General features: G+C 46.9%; 21 protein-coding genes. 13 read left to right on the forward strand and 8 right to left on the reverse strand.

The window, feature by feature from the left end:
- Positions 1-580: 580 nt before the first annotated feature.
- The 4 genes from L6J37_RS14155 to L6J37_RS14170 all read right to left on the reverse strand — a co-directional run bounded on the left by L6J37_RS14155 (position 581) and on the right by L6J37_RS14170 (position 3,297).
- Positions 581-1,495, reverse strand: a complete 915-nt coding sequence (locus tag L6J37_RS14155; protein WP_192013690.1) for a cation diffusion facilitator family transporter — start codon at positions 1,493-1,495, stop codon at positions 581-583.
- Between the two features lie 127 nt (positions 1,496-1,622).
- The gene (locus tag L6J37_RS14160; RefSeq protein ID WP_237795562.1) at positions 1,623-2,051 is read right to left on the reverse strand and encodes a thioredoxin domain-containing protein; all 429 of its coding nucleotides are present in this window, start codon (positions 2,049-2,051) and stop codon (positions 1,623-1,625) included.
- A gap of 169 nt (positions 2,052-2,220) precedes the next feature.
- The gene (locus tag L6J37_RS14165; protein ID WP_218385774.1) at positions 2,221-2,685 is read right to left on the reverse strand and encodes a hypothetical protein; all 465 of its coding nucleotides are present in this window, start codon (positions 2,683-2,685) and stop codon (positions 2,221-2,223) included.
- Between the two features lie 162 nt (positions 2,686-2,847).
- Positions 2,848-3,297, reverse strand: coding sequence for an MOSC domain-containing protein (locus L6J37_RS14170; RefSeq protein ID WP_192013685.1), 450 nt, complete (start codon positions 3,295-3,297; stop codon positions 2,848-2,850).
- 301 nt (positions 3,298-3,598) lie between these two features.
- On the opposite strand from L6J37_RS14170, the gene pdhA reads away from it, so the two are divergent.
- From pdhA to L6J37_RS14185, 3 genes are read left to right on the forward strand one after another with little or no spacing between them, the layout of a single operon-like run.
- Positions 3,599-4,687, forward strand: coding sequence for a pyruvate dehydrogenase (acetyl-transferring) E1 component subunit alpha (gene pdhA, locus L6J37_RS14175; RefSeq protein WP_192013683.1), 1,089 nt, complete (start codon positions 3,599-3,601; stop codon positions 4,685-4,687).
- Positions 4,680-5,663, forward strand: a complete 984-nt coding sequence (locus L6J37_RS14180; protein ID WP_237795564.1) for an alpha-ketoacid dehydrogenase subunit beta — start codon at positions 4,680-4,682, stop codon at positions 5,661-5,663. The genes pdhA and L6J37_RS14180 overlap by 8 nt, the downstream gene beginning before the upstream one ends.
- Positions 5,660-6,817, forward strand: a complete 1,158-nt coding sequence (locus tag L6J37_RS14185) for a dihydrolipoamide acetyltransferase family protein (RefSeq protein ID WP_237795565.1) — start codon at positions 5,660-5,662, stop codon at positions 6,815-6,817. Before L6J37_RS14180 ends, L6J37_RS14185 begins: the two co-directional genes overlap by 4 nt.
- 46 nt (positions 6,818-6,863) lie before the next feature.
- Here the strand turns inward: L6J37_RS14185 and L6J37_RS14190 are convergent, their stop codons facing one another.
- From L6J37_RS14190 to galE, 3 genes are all read right to left on the reverse strand, one after another.
- The gene (locus tag L6J37_RS14190; RefSeq protein WP_237795580.1) at positions 6,864-8,153 is read right to left on the reverse strand and encodes a DEAD/DEAH box helicase; all 1,290 of its coding nucleotides are present in this window, start codon (positions 8,151-8,153) and stop codon (positions 6,864-6,866) included.
- Positions 8,154-8,488: 335 nt separating this feature from the next.
- Positions 8,489-10,363, reverse strand: coding sequence for a PhoX family protein (locus tag L6J37_RS14195; protein ID WP_237795566.1), 1,875 nt, complete (start codon positions 10,361-10,363; stop codon positions 8,489-8,491).
- Positions 10,364-10,591: 228 nt separating this feature from the next.
- The gene (gene galE / locus L6J37_RS14200) at positions 10,592-11,611 is read right to left on the reverse strand and encodes a UDP-glucose 4-epimerase GalE (RefSeq protein WP_192013675.1); all 1,020 of its coding nucleotides are present in this window, start codon (positions 11,609-11,611) and stop codon (positions 10,592-10,594) included.
- A 225-nt stretch (positions 11,612-11,836) separates the two neighbouring features.
- Between galE and L6J37_RS14205 the strand changes: the two genes are divergently transcribed.
- From L6J37_RS14205 to L6J37_RS14240, 8 genes are all read left to right on the forward strand, one after another.
- Positions 11,837-12,352, forward strand: a complete 516-nt coding sequence (locus tag L6J37_RS14205) for an NUDIX hydrolase (RefSeq protein WP_237795567.1) — start codon at positions 11,837-11,839, stop codon at positions 12,350-12,352.
- Between the two features lie 143 nt (positions 12,353-12,495).
- Positions 12,496-12,750 carry a helix-turn-helix domain-containing protein gene (locus L6J37_RS14210; protein WP_237795568.1) on the forward strand — a complete coding sequence of 85 codons (255 nt, stop codon included), beginning with the start codon at positions 12,496-12,498 and terminating at the stop codon, positions 12,748-12,750.
- A gap of 2 nt (positions 12,751-12,752) precedes the next feature.
- Entirely contained in the window at positions 12,753-13,964 is a 1,212-nt protein-coding gene (locus L6J37_RS14215; RefSeq protein WP_237795569.1) for a type II toxin-antitoxin system HipA family toxin, read from the forward strand.
- Positions 13,965-14,392: 428 nt separating this feature from the next.
- Positions 14,393-15,172 carry a helix-turn-helix domain-containing protein gene (locus L6J37_RS14220; protein WP_192013667.1) on the forward strand — a complete coding sequence of 260 codons (780 nt, stop codon included), beginning with the start codon at positions 14,393-14,395 and terminating at the stop codon, positions 15,170-15,172.
- 171 nt (positions 15,173-15,343) lie between these two features.
- On the forward strand, positions 15,344-15,742 hold the full coding sequence (locus L6J37_RS14225) for a hypothetical protein (RefSeq protein WP_218385782.1): 399 nt from the start codon (positions 15,344-15,346) through the stop codon (positions 15,740-15,742).
- Positions 15,743-15,965: 223 nt separating this feature from the next.
- Positions 15,966-16,592, forward strand: coding sequence for a hypothetical protein (locus L6J37_RS14230; protein ID WP_120513075.1), 627 nt, complete (start codon positions 15,966-15,968; stop codon positions 16,590-16,592).
- A 75-nt stretch (positions 16,593-16,667) separates the two neighbouring features.
- Positions 16,668-17,261, forward strand: a complete 594-nt coding sequence (locus L6J37_RS14235; RefSeq protein ID WP_237795570.1) for a hypothetical protein — start codon at positions 16,668-16,670, stop codon at positions 17,259-17,261.
- 32 nt (positions 17,262-17,293) lie between these two features.
- Positions 17,294-17,875 (forward strand): hypothetical protein, encoded by a 582-nt coding sequence (locus tag L6J37_RS14240; protein ID WP_192013662.1) that lies wholly within the window; start codon positions 17,294-17,296, stop codon positions 17,873-17,875.
- Here the strand turns inward: L6J37_RS14240 and L6J37_RS14245 are convergent.
- Positions 17,872-19,215 (reverse strand): D-serine ammonia-lyase, encoded by a 1,344-nt coding sequence (locus L6J37_RS14245; protein ID WP_237795572.1) that lies wholly within the window; start codon positions 19,213-19,215, stop codon positions 17,872-17,874. The two genes, L6J37_RS14240 and L6J37_RS14245, sit on opposite strands and share 4 nt — an antisense overlap.
- A 213-nt stretch (positions 19,216-19,428) precedes the next feature.
- Here L6J37_RS14245 and L6J37_RS14250 point away from each other — a divergent pair, with 213 nt between their 5' ends.
- Both L6J37_RS14250 and L6J37_RS14255 read left to right on the forward strand, forming a co-directional pair.
- Positions 19,429-20,370, forward strand: a complete 942-nt coding sequence (locus tag L6J37_RS14250) for a lipase family alpha/beta hydrolase (protein ID WP_237795573.1) — start codon at positions 19,429-19,431, stop codon at positions 20,368-20,370.
- A gap of 3 nt (positions 20,371-20,373) precedes the next feature.
- Positions 20,374-21,243: a lipase secretion chaperone gene (locus tag L6J37_RS14255; protein ID WP_218385788.1), complete on the forward strand. Its 870-nt coding sequence runs from the start codon at positions 20,374-20,376 to the stop codon at positions 21,241-21,243.
- Positions 21,244-21,328: the final 85 nt, after the last annotated feature.

The following is a 21,328-nucleotide window of genomic DNA, read 5'->3' on the forward strand; positions in this document are numbered from 1 at the left end:
TAATGCCTTATAATGTGTAAAAAAAATCCCCGAGCAGTGCTCAGGGATTGATGTGTAAGTAGGCGTGCTTAAGCCGCCATGCGCAAGTGAATCTTTGTGCTAACTTACAGTGATTTACTGGAGTAGTTAATGTTCTTGCAGGTTTTCTTTTCTTTTAATACAACCACAATCCCGCCAACAATAAACGCCATTACCAGTAGTGTCTCGAACATAACTTTCCCCAAATTCAGATAATCACTGCAGTCTTAAACGACCAGCCAAGAAAAAATAAACAGAGCGGCTAAAATCTACATAAAAGTAGTTTTTCCGTCTCCGGTTTGGCGGTTATCAGTTCAGGCAGCATATCCGAAAGGGACTCAGTATCAATAGCATACTGAGAAAAAGGTTCAAATCCGGCTTTCCAACTGAAAGTTTGCTATAACATCCCGGCGACTAGTTTTTAGCCACGCGTATTCTGCGCTTTATTTGCACAAATTTCCAGCAAAATTTGCCTTACGATTCTTTGAACTTGATATAAGTTTAACTAATAAAAAATGCGGCCCGCACGGGCCGCATTTCATTCAGCTCTCTGCCTGACGCATTACAGCCAGCGTTTTTGACCGGTAAATGTGACAGACAGCCATGTATCACCCAGCTCGCCTTTCAATTTATCCCACAATAATTGACGAATCTTATCCTGACGTTTTGTAGTCCAGTATTTATCGTCTTTTACAAGGATGTTGATTTCCAGATCGTACTGACGGCCTGTTTTAGCGAAATGGTGAGTATAGTCATCGAAGTTGTACTGTTTAGACAGATCTTCAATCACACTATCCACCCGGTTCTGCACCTGGTCATGAGGAGCGACCAATAGCACCTCACGCAAGTTACGGCGTAATACCTTAATCGGCAGAACCGACGCAGCAATCGCCATTGCAGACACCAGAATGGGATCGACATAAGCATTCCAATGCGAATAGCCTATTTTGTCGAACACCATTACCAGCATGAAACCAACTAAAATTGCAGCACTCAAGATGCCATCGACCAACCATTCCTGTGAGTCGACCCGAACAAGTTCCGAGTCTACCTTACGGGCAATGTGAGTTTCCGTGAAATAGATGCCAAAACAGCTGATGGTAGACAACACTGCGTATACCATTGCATGCTCCAGCACAACTTCATGGCCACCGTTGACAATGGTTTGCACACCACTAGCGAATGCAAACAGACAGGTTACCAAGATGAGCAAGCCATTGACGACATTGATCAAAGGTTCGATGTGGGCGTAACCAAACTGAAAGTGGTTATCGTCCGGTCTTGAGACCAGGTAGGCGGTATACAGACTCAGGCCTGTCATACCCATACTCAGAAAAGAGAACATACCGTCGAGCAGAATCGCACTAGATCCCACATACAGCCCATAACCTATACCCATAGTGGCAAGCAGGACCGTACCGGCAAGAGACATTTTCAGTGCCAGACGTTCCTTACTAATTTTACGGCTGATAGCCATAAATTCCTCCTCATTTTTCCCAAAGTGTTGATATTAGTATCAGCTTTAAACTGTTGACCTATAGCCAGTCAACCATTGAAGCATGACGATTTAATGAACCTGCGAAACTCGCTTTGGTGGCCGGCACTCAGTCGAGTGTATCTTCAAGCCATTGCAAAAACGCAGGTTTTCGTAATACGGTGTTCAAGGTCGCCTGTTGGCGCCCTTTTCTGAAAACCAGAACAGTCGGAACACCTCTTACTCTGTAGCGCTTTGCCAGATCCGGATGCTGATTAACATTCACCCTGACAAAACGGTATTGCTTTTTCTGTTTAGCAACTTGCTCAACCACTGGCTTAAAAGCCTGACAGGGAGCACAATTATTACCCCAAAACGTCACTATCACAGGTTTGGGACTTTGAATCAGCATAGCAAAGTTCTTACTGTCTGCCTCAACCGGGCTGCCATCCAATACGGCTTTAGAACAATGTACACAAGAAACGGTATTGGATAATGACGTGGTCTGCAGAGACACTGCCTTGTGACAATGCGGACAGCTCACAGTAAAACTTGGCATGTTTTCCCTATTTCCCCAGCCTGTTCTTTGTTATTCAGACAGGCCGTCTGATACAAATTTTCGCCAGTATACCACAACTTATAAAAAACCAGGATAACGGCAAGTGGCAGCCCCGTTAACTTAACTCGATATCACAGAGTGGGACAAGTCGCTGCTTCTGCCGTCAAATTCAAAAATCAGTGCGCTGTAACTGGAGCCGTTCAATATCACTAAAAAATGAGATGATCTTGGCTCGGCTGACACTGTACATGAACTCTGAACCATCACACATTTCAGAATCGGCTATTTTTATCTGGGGCGATTTCAGCTGCATGAACTCGCAGGCAGCCTGCTCTTCACACGCAAGATCCCTCTCATCGTTCAGCGTTTTCCAATAGTCGGCAAAATGATTCAACGCTGTATCCAACTGCTGATAATTCTCCGAACTCAACTCTGGGCGAAGAACTTTCAATTCCTTTTTGCGCTCAGTCAGAAATATGTTGAAGTTCTCAGCATAGCTGTCTATTGCTGAATGGCTGTAACATGCCTGCTGCACATATCTCTCTTGCTGGGCATAGACATTATCGCTGCCACGTTGAGAAGAGCAGGCAGATGCAGTAAAGCAGGCAATAAAGACAATAAAATACAACTTCATTTTACACACTTCCCGTTCCTGAATCCGGGCAGCGTCAGCAGAATGCTGCCCTTCAATATATAGAAAAGTATGCGTGAAATACCTTTTTCAACACGTGCAAAGACCGCGATTTCTTAGCACTGAGACACCTTGTTATCTATTGAGAAAACTGGACTGAGAAACTTAGGACTCAACCTGTGTGACAAGCTGAACACTGTTCCCCAGTTGAATATCTCCGTCAGACAACACACGGCAGCATACTCCGCCACGCCATTCCGACCTGAGTGCCTGAGTCATTCCCTGAAATTGCTCATCCATACGGGGGCAGGGATCGGTTTCTCTTGTGATCTGAAGCTGCAAGCTGCCAATCGCGATGATGTCGCCGACATTGCGCTCAGAAAAACGTACCCCTTCCACCAGCAGATTGGCTCGACGAATGGTCCAGGGCAATGTCTCCCCCACTTCATCACAGGCATCTTGCCAGGAATCAAGGGACAATACTGTCACCTGTCGCTTACCGGGTTTACCACGAAAGTCATCTTCTACACCGCTTTCACAGGTTACATTGACTTGATTTAATTCTTCCATAACAGCACGTGACGCTTTGCGTCTGGCAATTCCAATCAACTTCATCCAAACATCTCCCTAACACTCATCAAAATACAGCATTTAACACTGGTAAATCACCTGCTGTACCGAATTCTTTACTAAGTTAGCAATGTGCTACCAGCGCATTTTTTAACACTTTGATTACAATTAGAAGTGTTCGCCACTCCATGTATGTAAAGCACCTACTATACCCAAAAATGCCAGGTTGAAGCGAAACTAATTGCAACACCAAGGATGAAGGGGATAGCCAGGGTTAGCAATACACAATTAACAATAGTGACTTTTCTGCCCTAATGGTTTCGGGCAGTGACAGAAGGAGCTTGATATGAATGTTCAAGCCACAAGCATGCACCGCTACTTGGATTATCAGGGGCAGTTACTCTCGCCTCTGCCAGCATGGGCGGATATCCAAACGCTGCAAGGCTTTTACCGTGACATGGTGCTAACCAGAGTTTATGACAACAAAGCTGTCGCGCTTCAGCGTACAGGTAAACTTGGGACCTACCCATCCCATTTAGGATCCGAGGCCATAGGTATTGCTGTTGGTCGCGCCCTCAGGCAAGACGATGTCTTTGTGCCTTACTACCGCGACATGCCTGCAATGTGGGCGCGCGGAATAGCAATGGAAAAAAATCTCCAATACTGGGGCGGTGACGAGCGAGGCAGCGATTTTGCGTTTAACGATCAGCCCTGTCGTGATCTTCCTTTTTGTGTGCCGATTGCCACGCAATGCACGCATGCCGTTGGCGTTGCAGCTGCACTGAAAATCCAGGGAGGCCATCATGCTGCGCTCGTCACCTGTGGTGATGGCGCAACCTCTAAAGGTGATTTCTTGGAATCCATCAATTGCGCGGGCGCCTGGAACATCCCGTTAGTTTTTGTCATTAACAATAACCAATGGGCGATCTCTGTGCCCCGCAAGTTGCAGTGCGGCGCCGAATTTTTGTCCGATAAAGCCAAAGGCGCAGGCATGCCCGGCATAACCGTCGACGGTAATGACATCATTGCCATGTATGACATCATTATGAAAAGTCTGGACCGAGCGCGAAAAGGCAAAGGTGCCACCTTAATTGAAGCCGTCAGTTATCGCTTAGGTGATCACACAACTGCTGATGATGCCAGCCGTTACCGGAGTGAAGATGAGCTGCAGCAAGCCTGGCAGTATGAACCAGTAAAACGCCTGAAAGCGTTTCTCATGTCGCAAAGCGCCTGGTCTGAAGACGATGAAAAACACTGGCTGGCTCACTGCCGTAAAGTCGTGGAAGAAGCAGTAGAGCGCTATCTTGCCATTGCTCCTCAGCCCCCAGAGGCAGCTTTCGATTATCTGTATGAACAACCAACTGATGACATGCATCCCCAACGGGATGCCATTATCAATAAAGCAATGCGCATGCAGGGAGGCCGCCATGGCTGAGATTACCATGCTGGAAGCCGTCAACCTCGCTCTGCATCACGAAATGGCCAGAGATCCTAATGTGGTCATATTGGGTGAAGATGTGGGTGATAACGGCGGTGTATTTCGTGCCACTGTTGGCCTGAAGCAAGAATTCGGTTTGAAGCGTGTGATAGACACACCGTTAGCTGAATCTCTGATTGGCGGTGTCACCATAGGAATGGCAAGTCAGGGGCTTCGCCCGGTCGCTGAATTTCAATTTCAGGGTTTTGTCTTCCCTGCACTTGAACATCTGATCTGTCATGCGGCTCGCTGGCGTAACCGCACCCGGGGGCGACTCACCTGCCCTGCCGTTTTCCGCGCTCCCTTCGGAGGGGGAATTCATGCCCCGGAGCACCACTCCGAAAGTGTTGAAGCGATCTTTGCCCATACTCCGGGTTTGAAAGTGGTTATCCCTTCATCGCCGAAACGTGCCTATGGCCTGTTGCTCGCGGCTATCCGCAGCAATGACCCTGTTATGTTCTTCGAACCCAAACGCATCTACCGGACGGTGAAATCTGATGTCATCGACAACGGTGAAGCCCTTCCGCTGGATACCTGCTTCACACTGCGAAAAGGACGAGATTTGACATTAGTTACCTGGGGAGCCTGCGTTGTCGAAAGCCTGGACGCTGTGAACGAACTATCCAAAATGGGCATTGAAGCAGAAGTCATTGATCTGGCCTCAATAAAACCCATCGACATCAACACCATTATTGCCTCGCTGGAAAAAACCGGCCGATTACTGGTGGTACATGAAGCCAGTAAAACCTGCGGTGTCGGTGCCGAATTGCTGGCGCAAGTCTCTGAGAAAGCATTGTGCCTGTTAAAAGCGCCACCAATTCGGGTAACAGGTATGGATACTGTCATGCCTTATTACCGCAATGAAGAGTATTTCATGATTAATAAAGACGACATTGTCATTGCGGCCAAACAACTTGTGGAGGGGTGGAAATGAAGACGTTTTCCTTGCCGGATCTGGGCGAAGGACTCGCCGAATCTGAAATTATTGAATGGCATGTCAGTGTCGGTGATACCGTGGAAGTCGACCAGGTCGTGCTAACCGTTGAAACTGCAAAAGCCACTGTTGAAGTGCCTGCGCCATACAGTGGCACCATTGTAAGCCGTCACGGAAGTGAAGGTGATGTCATCTCTATCGGCAGTCTGCTGCTGGAGATCGACGAAACAAATTCTACCAATACCGATGTCAAAGAAACCAGCCAATCGGAAAAAAAACAACGTGCCGATGCAGCCACAGTGGTAGGCAACGTCTCCCACCATGCACAGAGCGTCAGCGTTGATGAGTTCTGGGTTGGTAGTCAGGTAAAACCATCCTCTGAGCATATCAGCGCCTTACCTGCCGCCCGGCTGTTGGCTCAGAAACTGGGGGTTAACCTTAAGCAGATCAACGGAAGCGGGCCCAATGGCGTCATTGTCGAAGCCGATGTCTACCGGGCCTGCGATCAGCAACTGCCGGGCACTGAAGTGCTAAAAGGTGCTCGCCGCACTATGGTCGGCAGCATGACAGAAGCCCATCAGCAGGTCGCCGCTGTTACCATCACAGAAGAAGCACTGTTGGACAAATGGCCGAAAGACGAAGACATCACCACCCGTATTATTCAGGCCATTGTCTCTGCCTGTGAACAGGAATCAGCTTTGAATGCCTGGTTTGATGCCGAAACCATGACGCGCTGCGTACACCATAAAGTCAATATCGGTATCGCGGTAGACAGTCCGCATGGTCTGTATGTTCCGGTACTCAGGGATGCGGGCAGTCTGAATCCCAAAGCCATCCGACGCTGGATAAACGAAACAGCAGAAGGTATCAGGGCCAGAAAAATTGGCCGGGAAGAGTTTCAGCATGCCACTATCACACTGTCTAACTTCGGTGCGATTGCGGGCATTTATGCAACGCCGGTAGTCACTCCGCCACAGGTGGCCATAGTGGGAGCTGGCCGGCTCATTGATAAACTCGTGATGAAAGATAACAAACCGCTTTCTGTAAAAGCCATGCCATTGTCAGTGACCTTTGATCACAGGGCCTGTACAGGGGGCGAAGCCGCTCGGTTTGTGAGAGCCCTTGTTCAACACCTGTCAAAACCGCATGGTTAACGCATAAAAAAACAGGCCAGTGCAAAGCTGGCCTGTTTTTCTTCAGTTATTCGTCATCTGCTGACGGCTCTGCCGGTTTTCTCTTCTTCGGCATAAAGACATTATCCCCGACAGCCATGTTGTCGTAGAAGCGTTTATCCAGCTTCTTCTTCGGTTTAGACGCCGTTTTGGCTTTATCCTGTTGAGGTTTCACCTTGGTATTTTTCTTCGGTTGATAGGTTTTCTTAGGTGCAGGTTTCAGCCCTTTAAACTTGCCTTCCAGCCCTTCCAGAGCGGTGAAACTGATTTGTTTCTGCAGGAAAACTTCCACATTCTTAAAGCTTTTCCAGTCTTTCGGCCCCACCAGCGACACTGCGTCACCTTTGTTACCGGCCCGGCCAGTTCGTCCGATACGGTGAACATATTCTTCAGCGTGCTTGGGCATGTCAAAGTTAATAACGTGTGAGACTTTACTGATATCCAAACCACGCGATGCAATATCCGTCGTCACCAGAATCTTGTGAACATTACGCTCAAACTGGCTCATGATGTTATTACGTTGCGTTTGATTCAGATTACCACTCAGGGCCACCGCTTTGAGTTTGCGTTCATTGAGCAATTCAGTCAGGCGGTTCGTGTCTTCTCGTGTCGCGGTAAAAATAATGACCTGGTCATAATTTTCCTGCTCCAGCAAGCGATCCAAAATAGCCTGCTTATGATCCAGGTGATCGCACAAGATAAAACGTTGCTCAATATCACCATGATCCTGTGCCGCATGACCAACAGCAATACGCTTAGGTTCATTCAGCATTTCAGATGCGATATCAATGACTTCCGGATCATCTAGCGTGGCGGAAAACATCAGGGTCTGACGGCGTCTGTGATCAGCGGCCTGGTGAATTTTACGCAACTCCGGCGCAAACCCCAGATCCAGCATGCGATCCGCTTCATCCATGATCAGCATTTCCAGACCGTTCAGATGCGTGCTGCGGTGCTCCAGATGGTCCGCTAAGCGGCCAGGTGTTGCCACCACAAACATTGGGTCATTGCGCAGCGCTTTTACCTGATCATTAAAGTTTTCACCACCTACGATCAGCGTGCTGTCATAAGGTGTACCGGCATTCAGGGTGCGTAGCTGTGCATAAACCTGCTTTGCCAGCTCACGGGTCGGTGTCAGAATGACCACTCGCGGGTCACGTTTGGTAAAAGGTTTACCGCGGTACATGCGCTGCATGGCCGGCAGCAAAAATGCCAGAGTTTTACCGGAACCGGTTTTCGAGGAAGCCAGCAAATCTTTTCCAGCAATAGCAACAGGAATGGCTTGCTGCTGGATTTCTGTCGCCTGCGAGAAGGCCATATGATTCAATTTTTTCAACAGTCGCTGATCAAGACCAAGATCTTTAAAGTGCAAAGTATTGCTCCGGTAAAACGCTCTAAAACAAGAAAATTTCCCGCTGATTGCTTGTGACCTGGCTCACAGCCGGAAGAAAATTTAGCGGCGGATTATACCATAGTTATCCTGATTAACCACGACAAGATAACAGAGCACCGTACAACACATTCTGATCATCGCTACTGTGTTAAACCGTAGTCAAAGACAGTAAAGCCTGAAACAAAATGGCCCCAGTCATCACTGAGGCCATTTTCGTTTTGGTTAGTAGTACGCTGTTAATGTTTCGCTATCACGCGCCATCATGCACCAATCACGCCCCCGTCCTCCCGGGTAATCATCATGATAGTCGAACGCGGTTTGGTGTTACCACCGTAAGGGAAATGCGATGGCGCGCCTTCTTCGCCTGGGTGCTGAACGCCCACGAACATGGTTTTGTTATCCGGCGAGAATGCCAGCCCCGTAATTTCACAAGCGACCGGCCCGGTCATGAAACGGCGCACTTCACCCGTCATAGGGTCACCACACAGCATCTGATTATTGCCCTGCCCGGCAAAATCGCCTTTGTTCGAATAGTTACCGTCAGTCTGAATCCACAAGCGGCCTGCGCTGTCGAACCCGATGCCATCCGGGCTGTTAAACATGTTACCGGCATTGATATTGTCGCTGCCGGCGTACAAGTCACCATTATGAACCGAAGGATTCCCCGCAATCAGATACAAATCCCAGACAAAACCTTCACTGGTATGATCGCCATTTAATGGCATCCAGCGCAAAATCTGACCATAGTTGTTCTTAGCCCGTGGATTCGGCCCCCCAACGGGCTGCCCTTCTTTTCCACGGTTCTTATTATTTGTCAGTGTACAAAACACATGCTTATTGTCCGGGTGCACAGCCACCCACTCAGGACGATCCATAGTTGTTGCACCTACCTGAGTGGCAGCCCGACGAGCAAAAATCAGCACTTCAGCCTGATCATTAAACCCATTTTCCGGTGTTAAACCATGCTTACCGAACGTCAGTTCGAGCCACTTCCCCTGACCTTTCAGCTGATCGTCATTCATACCGAACTGGGCAACATACAAAGTGCCTTCTTCCAGCAATTTGCGGTTAGCGGCATCGTTACCTTGCTGAAAACGGTGCTTAGAAACAAATTTGTACAGGTGCTCACCGCGTTCATCATCGCCCAGATACACCACAACATGACCATCTTTATTCAGCGTCAATTCGGCATTTTCGTGTTTAAAACGGCCTAATGCCGTACGCTTCATTGGCGTTGACTGTGGATCACTTGGATCGATCTCGACGATCCAACCAAAGCGGTTGGCTTCATTCGGGTTTTTCAGTACATCGAAGCGTTCATCATGCTGATGCCATTTGTAGTCACTGGGTGACGCCGATATGCCATAACGGGCCTGATCCGCGTTAACATCCCCCTTTGCATCACTGCCGAAGAAGTCGTCAAAGTTTTCTTCACAAGTCAGATACGTTCCCCAGGGCGTTAGGCCGTTTGCACAGTTATTGAATGTACCCAATGGTTTGATTCCTGCCGGATCCGCCTTGGTTTTCATCAGTTCATGACCCGCGGCCGGCCCTGAGAGCATCATAGGCGTATTGGCAGTAATACGACGATTTCGTTTACCGCTTTTATCAATAGCCCACTGTCCGTTTTTGCGCACAACTTCAACGATAGTCACACCGACGGCTGCCTGTGCCTTACGCACATCATCCGCCGTCATGTTGTCGCCCTGGTGATCAAACAAATACTCGTAGTTGGTGTATTCATTATTGATAGCCAGAACGCCGCGATCTTCACTGATTGCAAAAAAGCTCATACCATCTGTGTTATCACCGAACTGACGCTCTTGTGCATGTGAATCCTGTTTTCCGCTTTGGTCAAATTCAGGCGCACCGGGAAAGATAGGATCGCCCCATGACATCAGCGGAGTTGCTTTATAGCCTTTTGGTACAACTACTGTGTCTGCGGTAGAAGCGGGTACGGCTTCAAAATTCAGCAGGGAGGATGTCGGTGAAGCAGCCACTGCGTTGGCTACCGGGTTTAATGCCAGAAATGCCCCTGCACCTGCAGCAGCGGTTCCAGTCAGGAAATGACGGCGCGATAATCTCGCCTCAATCATGTTAGTTAGTTGCGAGTCCTGCTCATCACGCTTCCACATTGTATGCTCCTTATTATTCTTCGCATATCCAAATAGGTTTAACGAGCGGAGCATATGCACTAAATCTTACAAACTCATGAAGATTATGTGTCTTAACGATGAAAAGGCATTGAAAAGCAGTGAGTTAATCGTATTGCGCAAGTAAAAAGCCGCCTTCGGCGGTGGTTTAGGGGTGACAATAAAAAAACGGCCTGTGTCGGGCCGCTTTTGCAATACATATCGCTACTGTCAGTGGCTGTCCGGGTAGCCTTGCGGGTTCTGCGACTGCCAGCGCCAGGTGTCCTGCGTCATTTGATCGACAGTACGGGATGCTGCCCAATGCAATTCTTTCTTTGCTTTGCCTGGATCTGCCCAGCATTCTGCTATATCACCGGGACGTCGTGGTGCAATCTGGTAAGGCACCGCTTTCTCTGAGGCTTTTGCAAAAGCTTCAACCATTTGTAACACGCTCAGACCATTGCCAGTTCCCAGATTATAAATATGCAGACCGGCTTCTTTCCCTTTGTGCGTCAGTGCTGCCACATGGCCATCCGCCAGATCGACAACATGGATATAATCGCGTACACCCGTACCATCAACCGTTGGGTAATCATCGCCGAACACAGACAAAAACTCTCGACGACCCACAGCGACCTGAGCAATGAAAGGCATGAGGTTGTTGGGAATCCCCTGAGGATCTTCTCCCATTTCTCCAGACTCATGCGCCCCTACCGGGTTAAAGTATCGCAGCAGTGTGATGCTCATTTGAGGATGAGCATGCTGAATATCTGTCAGGCACTCTTCTACCATCAGCTTACTGCGGCCGTAAGGGTTGGTCGCGCTGGTCGGGAAAGATTCAAGAATCGGCACACTCGCCGGATCGCCGTATACTGTGGCCGAAGAGCTGAAGATGATGCTGTTCACACCGGCTTCACGCATTGCTTCAACCAACACAAGCGTTCCGTGAACATTGTTGTCATAGTATTCCAGTGGCTTGGCAACCGATTCACCCACAGCTTTCAGACCTGCAAAGTGAATCACTGATTCAACATCATTCTCACGAAATACTTTATCCAGAAATACGCGATCACGAATATCACCTTCAAAAAACGCCGGTCTGACGCCGGTCAGTTTTTCAATTCGCTCCAGCACAGTCTTCTTGCTGTTATACAGGTTGTCGACAATGATTGGGGTCATTCCCGCTTCTATCATTTGTACGCAGGTATGACTGCCAATATACCCCATACCGCCCGTGACCAGTACGCGCATACAATCTCCTTGTTTTTTAGTTCTTCATTATGCTGCAGATGCTGAGTATATCAGAGAATCTTCAACCGTCATCTGACGCATGGCTTGTGGCGCTTCGCTCGTGGCCCACAAATCGAGAGTTTCTTTGTAATCAATACCCGGCATTATTGCAGCGATAAACACTCTGCCCAGCCTTCAGTGTTACACTGGCTGACACATTAAGTTATGAAAACACATAGAGGCAATATGAAATCACAGACCCTGTGCCAATGGAAAGGCTTTTCCGTAGAACAAGGGACACACCAATTGCCGGATGGACGCGACATCACTTTTATCACAGTCCGCCATCCGGGCGCGGTGGTCATTGTGCCTGTCACGACGCATGGGGAACTGGTTCTGTTACGCCAATACCGTCCAGCAATCGGACGCTGGATTCTGGAATTCCCCGCAGGCACTCTGGAAAAAGGTGAAGAGATAGCATATTGCGCGAAGCGAGAGCTGGCGGAGGAAACACAACTCGCCGCCAGTGAGTGGCTGGCTCTGGGTGAACTCCTGCCGGTTCCCGGTTTTTGTGATGAGGTTCAGCATGTCTTTCTGGCTAAAGAACTTTCACCGGCTGAAGGTGATCTTGATGCAGATGAAATCCTCGAGGTCGTGACTATGACTGTTGATACTTTCATCCAAAAGGTGGCCAGCAATGAGATTCAGGATGCCAAAACACTGGCGGTCTTTCTGAAATTACAGGTCATGGGCCTGATCTGACAACAAGCCACAATTTTTGTATTTCACATCATCAATATTAGCCATATGGCTAACTTTACAATTATTCACCTGTAAGTTAGCTATATAGATAACTTACAAACAATCAACTACACTGTTTGCTATATGGCTAATAGGATTTCAACATGGCCAACAGAGAGAGCATAGGTAAAGCAATAGCCGCAGCAAGAAAAGCCAGAGGTGCGACACAGAAAGCCATGGCAGAACAGACAGGCATTAACAAAACCACCTTGTCAGAAATTGAAAACGGTCGCTTTATCGGTTCCCTGGACATTTTCGAGCGCTACCTGGATGCCGTTGACTTGCAATTGCAAATATCACCCAAGCAACATCAGTTGCCAGACTGGGATGATATCGACACACTGTTTGATGAGGGCTGAGCATGGCTCTTGATCACCTGCCCGCCAAAATAGAAAAGATAACGGTGTGCCTGGATGAAGACGAATTAGGCGTGTTAACACATGGTTTCGTTCATCATTATCAGCCGATACAAACTCGGCACCATGTCTCTCTTACCATGACAAAGCCTAATCTGGTTGGCTATTCCTCCGGTGCATTACACCCTATTTTCGCGCAGAATCTGCCCGAAGGCTTCAATCGCCGGTTCATTGCTGAAAAACTGGCAAGATATGCCCGAGTCAATGACATGTATCTGCTCGCACTGCAGGGCAAACACAGCATAGGTATGCTCAGCTACCAGAGCGAATTGCAGCTTCCGGAAGCCGACTCGGTATCCCTGACTGACATTCTGACTTATCAGGGTAGCACGCCTTTGTTTCCGCAACTGCTCGAGAAATATTACCTGCACAATGCGCTGGCCGGTGTGCAGCCTAAGGTCAGCATTCCCAAAACAGGCCGAACAGTTGAACAAAAAGATCTGATCGTTAAATCTTTCGATGCGGAGTTTCCGTTACTGACGGTCAATGAATATATCTGTATGGAAGCGGCACGCCATTGCGGCTTAGCGCCGCCAGCCACCTATCTGTCCGACAATATGGAAACCTTTATTGTCGAACGTTTTGACAAACCAGATGACCAGTTACTGGGATATGAGGACTTCACCACCTTATTGAAAAAACCCAACAACCCGGACGCCAAATATACCGGCAGCTACGAAACTCTGCTCAAAGCAACCCACCTGTACACCAATAGTTTGGCTGAGGTGGAGAAAATGTATAAGTACATTGTCTTTAACTGCCTGATCGGCAACGGTGATGCACATCTGAAAAACTTCGCATTGCAATACACACAAGACATGCAACACATATTTGTCTCCCCGCCTTTTGATATCACCCACACTCTGATTTACGACACCATTGACAATAAAATGGCACTCAAAATGGCGAACAGCAAAGTCTTCCCGGATAAACACCATCTGTTAAACCTGGCAGAGTCCACCAGTTTCAGAATTCGGCAGGCCGATAAGATCATTGAAGAGCTGGCACAAGGCATCACAGACTATATAGATCGATCAGATGAAATATTGTTAATGGAAGGGCTAAAAACCTCCATAGGTAAGTCAGCTTCTGAAACCATGGTATCCAGCTATAGTGCAAAGTCGTATCGGCACGAAAAAAAACGTAAGTTCGAGTAATTCACCTTAAACAATAACATGTGTTAACATACCATTTTTAAGCAGGATATCACGCTGTATATTTCAATTTAAAATGTTAAATAAACTCCTGATTACCTCTATAGCAGACACGTTAATCGGTGTTAGCAGCCATCAATTAAATCTATCTCAGCCTTGCCATAAGCCATCATTAGACAAGAAAATACCAATCGCAATGTTTATAAATCTCTCAAACTTATAGACAGTAGAATCCTAGTGCATAATACAAAGCTGTTAGTGATTTTTTCAAAGGCAATATAGAGAGAACTCTCTTACAGTTACGACTGTGACAGTAATTAAATTGCTAACACATACAACGTCAGAGCGTTACTTAACAGTACGCCAATATAAGAAAATTAATAAAGGAATATCAAAATGACTATAACAAACTGTAAAAAAAATACTTTTCATTGGCATGGGTACTGAGTGTAAAACCAACTTACTCCATAGAATTGCAAGAGAACTTATTTAAAGGAAATATTATTTTCTCTCATAAAAACATAAAAAACATATCACAGTTACAATTTAGAGACACACCTGACTTGATCATCATTGATGCTATCAACAATGATTTCGAACTCATAAAGATCACAAAAAATGCGCTAACAATTCGCTTTCTACTGCAACAAACAACACCACCTGACTTCATTGCAATCATTAACAGTGAATACAATCACAAGAAGCAATTATTTGACATAGGTATCACTGATTACATTAGCTGCCCATTCATTAGCAAAGAAATTAACTACAGAATAATGCATATACTGCATTCCAATGAAAAAACAAACAACACACACCAAAGTAATGAATCCCTACCTGAACAAATAAACAACAACCGGGATTCCATGGATTCACAACTTATTTTAATTGAGAAATGCATAAAACACCTCAATGGTGCGATATCAGAAGATGTCAGGCTAGAAACGCTTTGCCGGATACTTGGAACAAACAGAAACAAGCTCAATCAAGTATTTAAGGATCACTTAGGTATGACTGTCTTTGAATGGTTAAGAAAACAGAGAATGCATAAAGCAGCAGAATTACTGGAAACATCCTCTCTCAACATTGTTCAGATCGCAGAAAAAGTGGGATACATGGACTCAAATAATTTTTCAACGGCATTTAAGCGTATTTACCATAACTGCCCTAGCCAGTTTAGAAAACAATTTAAATCCTCTATGCAAAGTTAAATTCTGGCTCAAACGGCCATGAATCATGCTTAACTCAAAGTTATAGATGATTTCATGAAAGGAAAATAAATCAGCATGACATAACATTAAGTTGTTCTTGACCAAGTAAAGGCCGGACCAAAGAACAATATATAGAACTATCTACTACAACGTCAGAGAAGGAGCTTTATCATGGCAGTTAATGTACAACAAACAGGAGCTATCAACAATATATACCCTGGCTCACCTAATGTGTTTAATAACAATCAGAAAGAAGCAGTTTATAATGTTATAGGACAACTGACCTATGCAGATATCTACCGTAACAACGCAGGAACGATTGTCCAAAACCAAACCATGCGTCTGGATATGCAGGGAACCTTTATGCAAGGTAACTATCGTTTTCATAACCTTCAGGTTCAGGTCAATGGTGTGAATGGTAACAGCACTGTTGCTCACGTCAATGTTTCTGAAGAAACAATGACCAACGATCAGCCCAACCAGCAGGGGGTATTAAGAAAAGTGCAATCAGCACTGAATCAAAGCTTTGATAATGCTGCAAGCTATCAGGTTACGGGTACAGCACCATAATCAATCCGTCTCCCGCACAAACAGAAAGCCCATTTTATGGGCTTTCTTATTTTAAAAATAAAGTTCATCACATTAAAAATCAAAAATAATGATATCGGAAAGAAATTAAGGTATTAAACAAAGGTTAATAGTAGAAAATACCGTTATCTTTAACCTGTGCCTGAACAACTCAAGCACCAAAATCAACGAACACAAACGTCAGTTAATCTATGAGGAAAAGAACATGTCACAGTCACAAATCAACTTAAACTTCATTAACCGCTCTAATGATGTCAACAACAGCGAAGTGGTTATTTTCCAGAAAAATGTCGCCGAGAGTTTTGACGAAATAGCCATTGCCTGGCGTGTTATCCAAAACTGCGGGCGTAATGATAACCATCCTTTCGTTTATCCTTTGAAATTCGAAGTCTGTGCAAGTGATTCCTTCGGTAACTACACACCACAGATGACAGCTTACGACGGGCAGGCCTATGAAATGGTAAAAGATACATCCGGTGATGTACTGCGGCTTGCCAGTACACCCGCCGTATCTCAACAAGAAGTTGAAGTACGTAATAACCTGAGCAGTGGTTCGATTAATGCCAACATCTATCGTGACGGAAAGCTACTGGCTGCTAAAACCAATGTTTCACCGGGTCAGAAAGGGGTCTTCCAATTCCATCCAAGCATTTTCGTCGGGGTTGTTTCACAGGTGGTTGAAGGCGAAGTGATGAATTCAGCGATTATCCAGCAAGTCAACACTGAAATTAACCTGTTCGGTATTCAAAGTGCCGATCTTGTTATGACCGGTGGTGGTTCAGGGCCAACCGCCTCACCTTTTGAATTCCATCTGGAAAACATCAACAAATAAGACTGAATAACCCAGGTGTTACAGCTGTGCCTGTAACACCTGCTTCAATCCATTTTTCTGCGAAGAGACACTATTATGACTGATAATCAAACAAGCCCGGCTCCACATACCTGGCAGTCTGGCGACTGGAAAGAAAAAGCCAACATTCAGGCTCCGTACAATGGCATTCAGATCACCGGCAATCCGCAATATAGTGATAATGGCACATTTATTTCAGCGGCCATTACCATTACAGATTATACGAATGATCCGGCTGGCATCAGCAGTCATATTCAGGCATTAACGATCGCACAAGGACAAATGGACATTCCTGCCCCTGCAGCGCCGACCGATTCCGCTGACTCTGACTCTGACTCTGACTCTGACTCTGACAAAAGTATTGAAACTTCAACTTCAGAACCAGAGTCTACGCCTGATAGCAGCGAGACAACAACAGCTGACGCCACGTCAGAACAAACCAGCACAGAGCCGGAAAGTAATCAGGTTGCACAATCTGATTCAAGTGATGAAGACAATTCTGATTTTACCGTTAAAGGATGGATTGCTCTGGAAAGTAATACCATGGATATTTTTCTCAGGGTGCATTTTATGTACGGTCTCGCCCCCTTTCAGAAAGAAGAACTCGGTTACATTATGGGCTTCAGTGCTTTATTACAAAGTGCCGACTGAGATATTCAATCGTTCAATTAAGTGGGGGAAGTATGCAAACGGATATCTGCTTTCGCAATTTATCATTGAACACTCATTTACCGAGTGTCACCATCTTTCAGCACAATCATCTGGATGAAGAAACAAGATGCATCGCATGGAAAGTCATTCCGTATTGCCAATTCCGATGGCGTCACCCGTTCAGAGTAGAGACAAGTTACAGTTACCGGCTCTGTGATAACCATGGTAATTACAGTGTTGCCAGAAATGTATCCCTGGAGAAACTCCCCCACCACGATGAACATGGCCTGCTCATTACTCAAGACAGTAATATTCTCAGTGCGATGAAAACCACTGATAATAAATATACAGGTATTCAGTTACTGAAGAACAATCGCGTCATTGCGAATAACGCATTGAGTAATGGCTTTCAGACTTCGTTTCTGCTGAGTGACAAGTTTTTTATCGCAGCAGATCTGCGGACATCACAAGGTAACCTCATACACCCCATCAATATGAACGTGAGTCTGACAAGCTTCGATATTCACGATAAGACCAGCATTGATATTACTATGACGGGTGGTCAACCGGGGGCTGAGTCCAGCCCCCTGACGTTTCAGATTTCATCCACTTAAGACACAGTATCAACACCAGATTTAGCTAGGTATGACGCCATTTCTTCCGGTGGTACCATGCCACCGCCCGTTGCCCAGACAAGATGAGTCGCATTTTTCATTTTCTGGTGATCTAACAACATGCTAGCGACATAGTCATGATCCCGGCTGACATGCACGGGACCGGGCATACCCGCCAAGGCAGACGGCTCCAGTTCAATGCCCTCGCTTTGGGCTAACTGCCCCAACAAACGGTACATGTGCTCATCCGACAGCGTGAAATACCCGTCCAGCATTCTCTCCATAGCCCGACCGACAAAACCAGACGCCCGGCCCACTGCAAGCCCATCGGCTGCCGTTAAATTATCCAGACCAATATCCTGTACAGAGATCGCATCATGCAAACCTGTATGCACCCCCAGTAACATGCAGGGTGAATGAGTGGGTTCAGCAAAAATACAGTGAACGTGATCGCCAAACGCCATTTTTAATCCAAAGGCAACGCCACCCGGCCCGCCCCCGACGCCGCATGGCAGATAAACAAACAGCGGGTGCGCATGATCAACAACAATCCCCTGCTCTTCGAATTGCTTTTTCAGACGTTCACCGGCCACAGAATAGCCAAGAAACAAGGTACGGGAATTTTCATCATCAATAAAAAAGCAGCGCGGATCTTTCTCTGATTCTTTGCGCCCTTTTTCTACCGCAACGCCATAATCCTGTTCATACTCCACCACATTCACGCCATGGTCTCTGAGCTTCTGCTTTTTCCACTCCCTGGCATCCGCTGACATGTGAACCGACACAGAGAAGCCCAGTTTGGCACTCATAATGCCAATCGACATCCCCAGATTACCTGTCGAGCCGACCGCAATACTGTATTGGCTGAAAAAATCCCTGAAAGCATCCGAATGCAATTTACTGTAATCATCGGAAACAGACAGCAGCCCGGCTTGTGTCGCCAGTTTTTCAGCGTGTGTCAGGACTTCATAAATACCGCCCCGCGCTTTGATCGAGCCGGAAATAGGCAGATGGCTGTCTTTTTTCAGCATCAAACGACCCGCAATCTCAGTGCCGTAACAAGCCTCAAGACACTGCTTCATCGCAGGAATATCAACCAACTCAGACTCAATCAAACCGTTTGTCTTTGCCGTTTCAGGAAATACAGTTGCCAGAAATGGCGCAAATCTCGCCAGCCTGTCACTGGCATCCTGAATATCCTGAGCATCTAAGCCTACGTAAGGTAAGGCTTCACTCACACTGGTGACAGCCGGATTAAACCAGCACACTTCCTCCAAAGCGATCAATTGATTAAGCAATGGGTAATCAGCCTTAAGCTTTTCCACATCATTGGGAGTCATTGCGGCTTCCTTTTGGTAACTAAAGACAACGAAGAGTTTACTGAGCAAAGTGATTCTAAGTGGAGTGATGACAGATGAAAAGCAGCCCCTTACAAAGACACAAATATGCAACAAAAATAAAACAACGATCACAAATGAGAAACATCCATGAGGCGGGGCTGAAATTTGCCACTATGATTCCAACTCATCGGAGGTCTAACAAGGAGTGTGACAATGAAACAGTTAATCAGCTTATTCATCTGCTGTATCGCAACCTTTACCAGTCAGGCAGGTACCAGTACTGCTGGTGTGTCAGAAAAAGGCTACACAGAAACCCGATACCCCATCGTACTGGTTCATGGTTTGTTTGGTTTTGATTCCCTGGCTGGAATTGATTATTTCTACGGTATTCCACATGCGCTCAATAAAGACGGCGCGACCGTCTATGTTGCCCAGGTCTCTGCCACAAACAGTAGCGAATTACGCGGTGAGCAGCTATTGGCGCAAGTGGAAGACGTGCTGGCCATCAGCGGCGCTGAAAAAGTGAACCTGATCGGACACAGCCACGGGGGCCCGACCGCCCGCTACGTCGCTTCAGTTGCACCTGAACTGGTTGCTTCTGTAACCAGTATCGGCGGTGTGAATAAAGGTTCGCGCATTGCTGATATTGTCCGGGGCACGATACCGGAAAACTCTCTGCCGGAAGGCATCGCCGTTAAACTGGCACAGGGACTGGTCACCTTGATCAACCTTCTATCCGGCGGCAGTGAATTACCGCAAGATCCGCTTAAATCACTGGCTGCTCTCACCACTGAAGGCTCGCTGGCATTTAACCAGAAGTATCCGGAAGGTATCCCCACAACCCGATGCGGTGAAGGAGACTATATCGCTGGCAATGGCGTGTATTACTTCTCGTGGAGCGGTACAGGTAACTTCACCAATGCGCTGGACCCGACCGATGCCGCAATGGCTGTATTAGGTCTGGCATTTGACGAACCGAATGATGGTCTGGTAGGCCATTGCAGTTCGCACCTGGGCAAAGTGATACGTGATGATTATAAGATGAATCATCTCGATGAAATCAACGGTTTGCTGGGCATTACGCATTTGTTCGAAACCGCGCCCACCACACTTTACCGCCAGCATGCGAACCGTTTACAGCTACAAGGCTTATAAATAATGAAAAAGACCGTACTTTCACTCATAGGTGTAGTTGCAGCAGCGAGTGCGGTCTGTTTCTACTACCCAACGACCTCCGATACACCCGTTATGCAAGTGCCTTCCCAGCAAGACACAAAGGTAGACACTTATTCATCTCGCGATACTTTTGATTATTTTCTGTCGGGACTTGGCGAGGCAGATCTAGAAACACTAAAGACACATTTCAACACTTACAATACCGGACAGCCGGAGGCTTATCAGCTGGACAACGACTTGTTCGAGCGATTCATTCAATATCGGGCGGCACTGAGCAATCTTAACCCTGACAACAGGCATCCATTAAATACTGAAAGCCTGCAGCGATTGAACGATCAGGTGATGCAAATCCAGTCTGCATTTTTCAGTATCGAAGAACAGCAAAGGCTGTTTGGCGAAGAAAATATGCAGCGCCAACTCGCCTTACGGCAGCTTGAATTAAAAGATCACATAATCAATCAGGACGATTACTACAATGCCTGGGAGCAGGAAATCAATACCCTTCCACCTGTCATGCAGCAGAGCTACCGAAATGCAGCCATGTTGTCGCAGCTGCAAGCTACAAACTCGCTAGAGGAACAGGACAGATACCTGAAACAGCAAGCATTAGTGGGGCCTGAAGCCGCTGACAGACTGGTAACTTTGCGCAAAGCACGGGAAGCATTTCAAACTAAGCTGGAGCACTATTTTCAGCAGCGGGATGCAATTTTAGCGGATAACAACCTGGCGAAGGAGGAAGAGCAGCAGGCGCTGAATGACCTCAGGCAGACCACATTTACTGCCAGCCAGATCCGCCGTGTTCAAGCTCTGGAATCTATCCGGGAGACTCAATCAGTCACGCCAGTTCAGTAACCCAGCGAGAGTGAATAGCGATACGCCCTGACTGTCCGGCCAGGGCGTATCGCTAATAAACAAGAAGTGACAACAATATCAGCCT

Origin of the sequence: Photobacterium sp. WH77, from assembly GCF_022014395.1 — a bacterium.
Taxonomy (GTDB): domain Bacteria; phylum Pseudomonadota; class Gammaproteobacteria; order Enterobacterales; family Vibrionaceae; genus Photobacterium; species Photobacterium arenosum.